General features: G+C 67.6%; 6 protein-coding genes. 1 reads left to right on the top strand and 5 read right to left on the bottom strand.

What is annotated here, in order from left to right; genetic code table 11:
- Nucleotides 1-489: 489 nt before the first annotated feature.
- From ACFXHE_RS43970 to ACFXHE_RS43950, 5 genes are all read right to left on the bottom strand, one after another.
- The gene (locus ACFXHE_RS43970) at nucleotides 490-972 is read right to left on the bottom strand and encodes a hypothetical protein (RefSeq protein WP_379391727.1); all 483 of its coding nucleotides are present in this window, start codon (nucleotides 970-972) and stop codon (nucleotides 490-492) included.
- 81 nt (nucleotides 973-1053) lie between these two features.
- A complete protein-coding gene (locus ACFXHE_RS43965) occupies nucleotides 1054-1575 on the bottom strand; it encodes a hypothetical protein (RefSeq protein WP_379391725.1) in 522 nt (173 codons plus the stop codon).
- Between the two features lie 31 nt (nucleotides 1576-1606).
- Nucleotides 1607-2323 (bottom strand): alpha/beta fold hydrolase, encoded by a 717-nt coding sequence (locus tag ACFXHE_RS43960; protein ID WP_379391723.1) that lies wholly within the window; start codon nucleotides 2321-2323, stop codon nucleotides 1607-1609.
- Between the two features lie 72 nt (nucleotides 2324-2395).
- The gene (locus ACFXHE_RS43955; RefSeq protein WP_379391721.1) at nucleotides 2396-3358 is read right to left on the bottom strand and encodes an alpha/beta hydrolase; all 963 of its coding nucleotides are present in this window, start codon (nucleotides 3356-3358) and stop codon (nucleotides 2396-2398) included.
- A 111-nt stretch (nucleotides 3359-3469) separates the two neighbouring features.
- The gene (locus ACFXHE_RS43950) at nucleotides 3470-4492 is read right to left on the bottom strand and encodes a GlxA family transcriptional regulator (RefSeq protein WP_379391718.1); all 1023 of its coding nucleotides are present in this window, start codon (nucleotides 4490-4492) and stop codon (nucleotides 3470-3472) included.
- A 75-nt stretch (nucleotides 4493-4567) separates the two neighbouring features.
- Between ACFXHE_RS43950 and ACFXHE_RS43945 the strand changes: the two genes are divergently transcribed.
- On the top strand, nucleotides 4568-5185 hold the full coding sequence (locus tag ACFXHE_RS43945; protein ID WP_379391716.1) for a TetR/AcrR family transcriptional regulator: 618 nt from the start codon (nucleotides 4568-4570) through the stop codon (nucleotides 5183-5185).
- Nucleotides 5186-5809: the final 624 nt, after the last annotated feature.

Genomic DNA, 5809 nt, shown 5'->3' with positions numbered 1-5809 from the left:
TTGGGGGGGTACTGTCCCCCAAAAACTTCACGGTAAGGGGGGGGGGGGGGGCGGCCCGGGGGGGGGGGGTTTTCCCGGGGGCCCCCGCCCCCCCCCAAACACCACGACCGAATCGCTATCCTCCGGATGTCAGTTTCCGATGTCCTCTTCAGTGAATGATGCTCGAAGTGGTGTTCAGCGGATTCGCTTCGGGTTGCCGTCTCGCGCCGAGATCGGCACCCCACTTCGCCCGCGCCTGGGCAGCATGGTGCTCCCCGGCTGGATGCTCACCCGAGGCAGTCGTCGCGTGATCATCCGCGGCCTGGTTGCCGGATGCGGTGACTGTATGGCGGTAGCGTCGGAGTTGCCGCGTCCGATACGCGGCCGGTATCGCAGCCGATCCAGGGGTGAAGCTCCTGCCGCACGCGCGTAGCAGGTGTCCAATCCACGCGAACGTCCGCATGTCGGCTGTGGACCTCGGGGCCATCTGATCTGGGCTGATGGCCCGGGCTACCGTGAGGAAGAGGTATCGGCAGCCTGCCGCAGGTGTGTGCCCTCCCCGGCGGCAGCGCGCACCAGTACCTCGGCGAGCTCGGCCGGCGTGGAGAGCATCGGGAAATGTCCGGTCGGCAGTTCGAAGAACGTCGTGTCCGTGGCGGCGAACTTCGCGAATCTCGGTGCGCCGGTGGCGTAGAGCTGCCGGGCCACCTCCAGGCTGAGGCCGTTGGCGAGGCAGAACACGCCCGTCACGGGTACGGTGCGCCAGGCGTCGATCAGCTCGACCGGGTCGAAGAATTTGGCCGTGGGCTGCGGTGCTCCCAGCTGCACCAGCCGTTCCCGGTCCGCCTCGCAGACCCCGGTCAGGCCGGCGGGTCCGGCCAGTTCCTCCAGCGCGGGCACCGGCATGAGCGCCCAGACCTGGCTACTCCTGCGGCTACGGCGCGACGAACCCGCCATCGAGATGGTGGCCGACGACACCAGGAGCCGCCACATCCCAGATCTTTTGCGACAGCGACGGATCCACGCTACACGGGATGATCCTGGATCTCGTTGACCACGTCTCGACGCCGCACATCACCAACGCCGGACACGTGAAATTCCATTCATAGCCATCAAAGCAGCGAAGCCCTGTTTCCTGATCGAAGCCCTCTGAGAAAGTGGGGGAACCTCAGCTTTCGATTCCACCCGAATCCGGATAGGTCGCAGCCGGCCATTCGGCCACGCCGCAATGGGTGGTCGCCCGGCGGCCGTCGAGCAGCCCCGCTGCAGCCAGATGGAAAGCCCCGGAACCGGTGGCTGCCAACCGGGTTCCGTCCTCGGCAGCCCCAGCAACGCCTCCCGCGCCTTCGGCGGCTGCGGGCAGAGTGGATCGGCGGTCCCCGGAATCACCAAGATGTCCAACGCATCCAACCCTTCCAGCCCCCACGGCACCCGCAGCGTGAACAGTCCCGCGCCGATCTGCGGGCGTTCCGTACACAGCCGAACCCGATACCCGGCATGGCGGTCCGACAACCGGATTCGGCTGAACACGTCGACCGGCGTGGACAGGTCGAACGGGTGCACGCGGTCCAGGGCGAGGACTGCGTCGGCGTGCACGACCGCACCCCGGCCGGCCGCACCGGACGGGTCAGTTCGACTGTCGCACCGCACGCAGAATCAGCTCGGCGACCGCGCCGGGCTGGGACACGGTCACCGCGTGCGAGGCGGCGATCTCGATCGATTCGGCCTGCGCGCGTTCGGCCATGAACCGCTGGGCTTGCAGCGGGATGTTCTTGTCGTCGGTGGTGAGCAGCGCGAATGCCGGAATGCTCGTCCACGCGGCCGCCGCGGCCGGTTCCTGGAGCGCGGCCAGCGCGACCGGCCGTTGGGTCACCGCCATGGCCGCGGCGGTGGCGGCGGGCACGTCGGCGGCGAACTGCTGCGGGAATTCGTCCTGCCGGATGTACAACTCGGTACCGTCGGCGCCATCGGCCAGCGGGTAGGACGCCGGGCGGGTGGTCGGGCCGAGGGTCGAGCCCGGGAACTTGTCGGTCAGTGCCAGCGCGCTCTCACCGGCTTCCGGAATGAAGGCCGCCAGATAGACGAGCCCGGTGACCTGGGGCTTGCCTTGCGCCGCAACGCTGATGACGCTGCCGCCGTAGGAATGCCCGGCCAGCACCACCGGTCCGTCGATGCTGTCGACGACCGAGGCGACATAGGCGGCATCGGAGGTGAGGCCGCGCAGCGGATTGGCCGCGGCGAGCACGGAAACGCCCTCGGCGGCAAGGATGTCGATGACGCCGTTCCAGCTGGAGGAATCGGCGAAAGCGCCGTGGACCAGGACGACTGTGGGGGTGGTGGTCATGGGGATGGCTCCTGGGTCGAGATCGGATAGGACGGCTGTGCCGGGCGCGGATCGGCATGCCCGGCGGTGCGGTCAGGGATGCAGCGCCGCGCGCAATGTCGCGACCGCCTGCGCCACGGCGGCTTTCGCGGCATGCGTATCGTGCAGGGCGTTCACCATCACGAAGTCGTGAATGATCCCGCCGTAGCGCACCTGGGTAGCCGGCACGCCCGCCTCACGCAGCTTCCCGGCGAACGCCTCGCCCTCGTCCCGCAGCACATCGGCTTCGGCGGTGATGACCAGCGCGGGCGGCAATCCGGCGAGCTGTTCGGTGGTGGCGCGCAACGGCGAAACGGTAATGCGCGCGCGGTCTTCGGAGCTGGTGGTGTACTGGTCCCAGAACCACCGCATGCCCTCGCGGGTGAGGAAGTAGCCCTCGGCGAATCGCTCGTAGGATCCGGTGTCGAAGTTGGCGTCGGTGACCGGGTAGAACAGCACCTGCTGGGCGAAGGAGACATCGCCGCGCTCCTTGGCCATGAGCGTCAGCGCGATCGCCATATTGCCGCCGACCGAATCGCCCGCGACCGCCAGCCGGGAAGCATCCAGGCCCTTGCTCGCCCCATCGGTGGTGACCCACTGCGCGATTCGATACGACTGCTCATTGGCGACGGGGTACCGCACATCCGGCGAGCGATCGTATTCCGGGAACACGACGGCCGCGTGCACACCGACGGCGAGATCACGAACGAGCCGGTCGTGAGTGTGCGCGTCCCCGAACACCCAGCCCGCGCCATGCGTGTAGACGATCACCGGCAGCGGCTCGGCCGCGCCCTGCGGCTTCACGATGCGCGCCCGCACCGACCCGGTCGGGCCACCCTCGACGGTGATCCACTCCTCGTCGATCTCCGGCTTGAAGATCGGCGAATCCTGCACCGAGTCAACCGCTTTACGGCCCTCCTCCGGCGGCAACTGGTACAGGAACGGCGGCTGCGAAGTGGCGTCCACGAACTCTTGCGCGGCCGGTTCGAGCGAAATGCCGTGCGGATTTCCAGACATGGTTGTGTGCCTTTCTACTGGAGATTTCGGTCGCCACCGCGGCGGTGACGGGATATTTTCATCTGGAACCTCTGCGCGCCGCCCCTCGCTGCGGGCCGTGAAAACCCCGATTCAGGACACGGCGGCGATGGCCGGCTCCGGCAGCGTCGGCCACTTCGCCGAGCCCGTGGTGCGGAAACGCTGCTGATACGTGCGCGGCGAAATGCCCAGGCGGGCAACGAAAGCCCGGCGCAGCGCCTCACTGCTGCCGAATCCCGCCGCCATGGCCGCCTCGGTCACCGAGCACCCGGCGTGCAGCATGTCCCGCGCGACGCCGAAGCGAATGAACGCCACGTACTCGGCCGGTGAGCGTTCCAGCTCGGACCGGAACAGCCGGGTCAGGTGCCGCACGCTCACCCGGGCGTGCGCCGCGAGGGTCCGCACCGTATGCGGGAAGGCCGGATCCGCGCAGATCAGATCGACGACCGTGCGCACCAGCGGACTGCGCGGCACCGGGCCGGTCAGGGAAGCCGAGAACTGTGACTGCCCACCCGCCCGCTGCATGTACACCACCAGCAGCTGCGCCGCCCGCCGCGCCACGTCCGCACCATGATCCTCCTCGAGCAGGGCGAGGGCCAGATCCACGCCCGCCGCCACTCCGGCCGAACTGTAGAGATTGCCGTCCCGTACGAAAATCGCGTCCGGCTCCACTTTCACGGCCGGGAACTTCCGGGCCAGATCCGGTGCGTACTTCCAATGCGTGGTCACCCGCCGCCCGTCGAGCAGCCCGAGTTCTGCCAGCACCGCCGTCCCACTGCAGATCGACACCAGCCGACGGGTGTGCGAGGACAGATGCCGAGCCGCCGCCAGCACCTCGGGCGTCACGAACACCGAGGCCGGCAGTTCACTGCCCGGAATCACCACGGTGTCGAACCTGCCGGCCTCGGCCGCCGCACCGCTGACCGCGACCCGCGCACCGATCGAGGTCTGCACATCCCGCCCGTCGGCCGAGACCAACACCACCTCGTACCCGTTCACCGATTGATTGGCTTCCATGAACACCTCGGCGGGACCGACGAAGTCGAGCATCTTCACACCATCGAACACGAGGATCCCCACCCGGCGACGGGCGGTACAGGAAGATATTGAGGACATGTCAACCAGTATTCTGGAGGTGCGCCTCCAAAACAAGTGGAGTGCTCGAGATCGCAGATTGATACGGTGAGTCCCATGGGTAGACCGCGACAGTTCGACGAGCAGACGCTGCTCGATGCCGCGATCGAACTCTTCTGGCCGCAAGGCTTCGACACCACCTCGGTCGAGGACGTCTCCCGCGCCACCGGCATCGGCAACGGCAGCATCTACGGCGCCTACGGCAACAAACGCGGCCTGTTCCTGGCCGCCTTCGAACGCTACTGCGACCAGCGCGCCCGATTCGTCCGCGCGGCAATCGAATCCACCCCCGGATCGGCACGCGCCGCCGTCCGCGCCCTCTGCCATGCGGTCATCGACGACTGCGCCGCCCACCCCGACCGCCGCGGCTGCCTCATGATCAACAGCATCGCCCACCTGGGCACCCGCATCCCGGAAGTCGCGACCATCGGCGCTCGCACCGTCGCCACCATGGAAAACGCTGTCGCCGAACGCCTCCGCCGCGCCATGATCGCCACCGGCCCCGCCGACGAAGAACTCCTCTCGGCCCTCAGCGCCAATGTCATCATGACCACCCAGGGTCTCATCCAATTGAGCCGCATGGGCCTCACCCCGGCCCGCCTTCGCGAAATCGCCGACGTTTCAACCGAGATCCTCCCACCGGCCTGGGCAGGCAGTCCGGATCAGCACCGGTAGGACCTTGTCAGGACCGTGTGACGGATGTTCGGAGGCGGCGGCTCGGCTGCACCCGCGTGGTTCGGCGCTGGTGGACCTGTCGCGTGGTGTCGGATCGGGCTGTGGCCGAGCCGGATTCGTTGATGTCGAGGGAGGTTCACTCGGCGCTGAGCCGCGGGAGCGGGCACGTGGCACAACGACAAGATCGGCGCACCTGTCCTGTGCTCACTCACCGCCTACGATGACATGATCCAGGGGCTCGGTCCAGGTTTCCCGGGGTCAGCGAGACGAGCCCAGTCAACTGTGTACCCCACATAGAACCAAACCGACCGCCCTACCTGTGGTAATAGCGGATTTGCCTGTCGGTGGGGTATGCGAACATCCGGGAGTAACCCAGTTGCTCATTGCCCCGAAAGCATACCGGCACAGGGGGTTCATCGGAACATTTCGCGGAACACCTCTACGGAACAGTGCGACCGGGACCGGAATCCTGCGGCGATGGTGCTCCCCGGCTGGATGCTCACCCGAGGCAGTCGTCGCGTGATCGTCTGCGGCCTGGTTGCCGGATGCGGTGACTGTATGGCGGTAGCGTCGGAGTTGCCGCGTCCGATACGCGGCCGGTATCGCAGCCGATCCAGGGGTGAA

Source organism: Nocardia sp. NPDC059229, from assembly GCF_042754165.1.
Classification (GTDB): domain Bacteria; phylum Actinomycetota; class Actinomycetes; order Mycobacteriales; family Mycobacteriaceae; genus Nocardia.
This window is presented reverse-complemented; position numbering and strand designations above follow the sequence as displayed.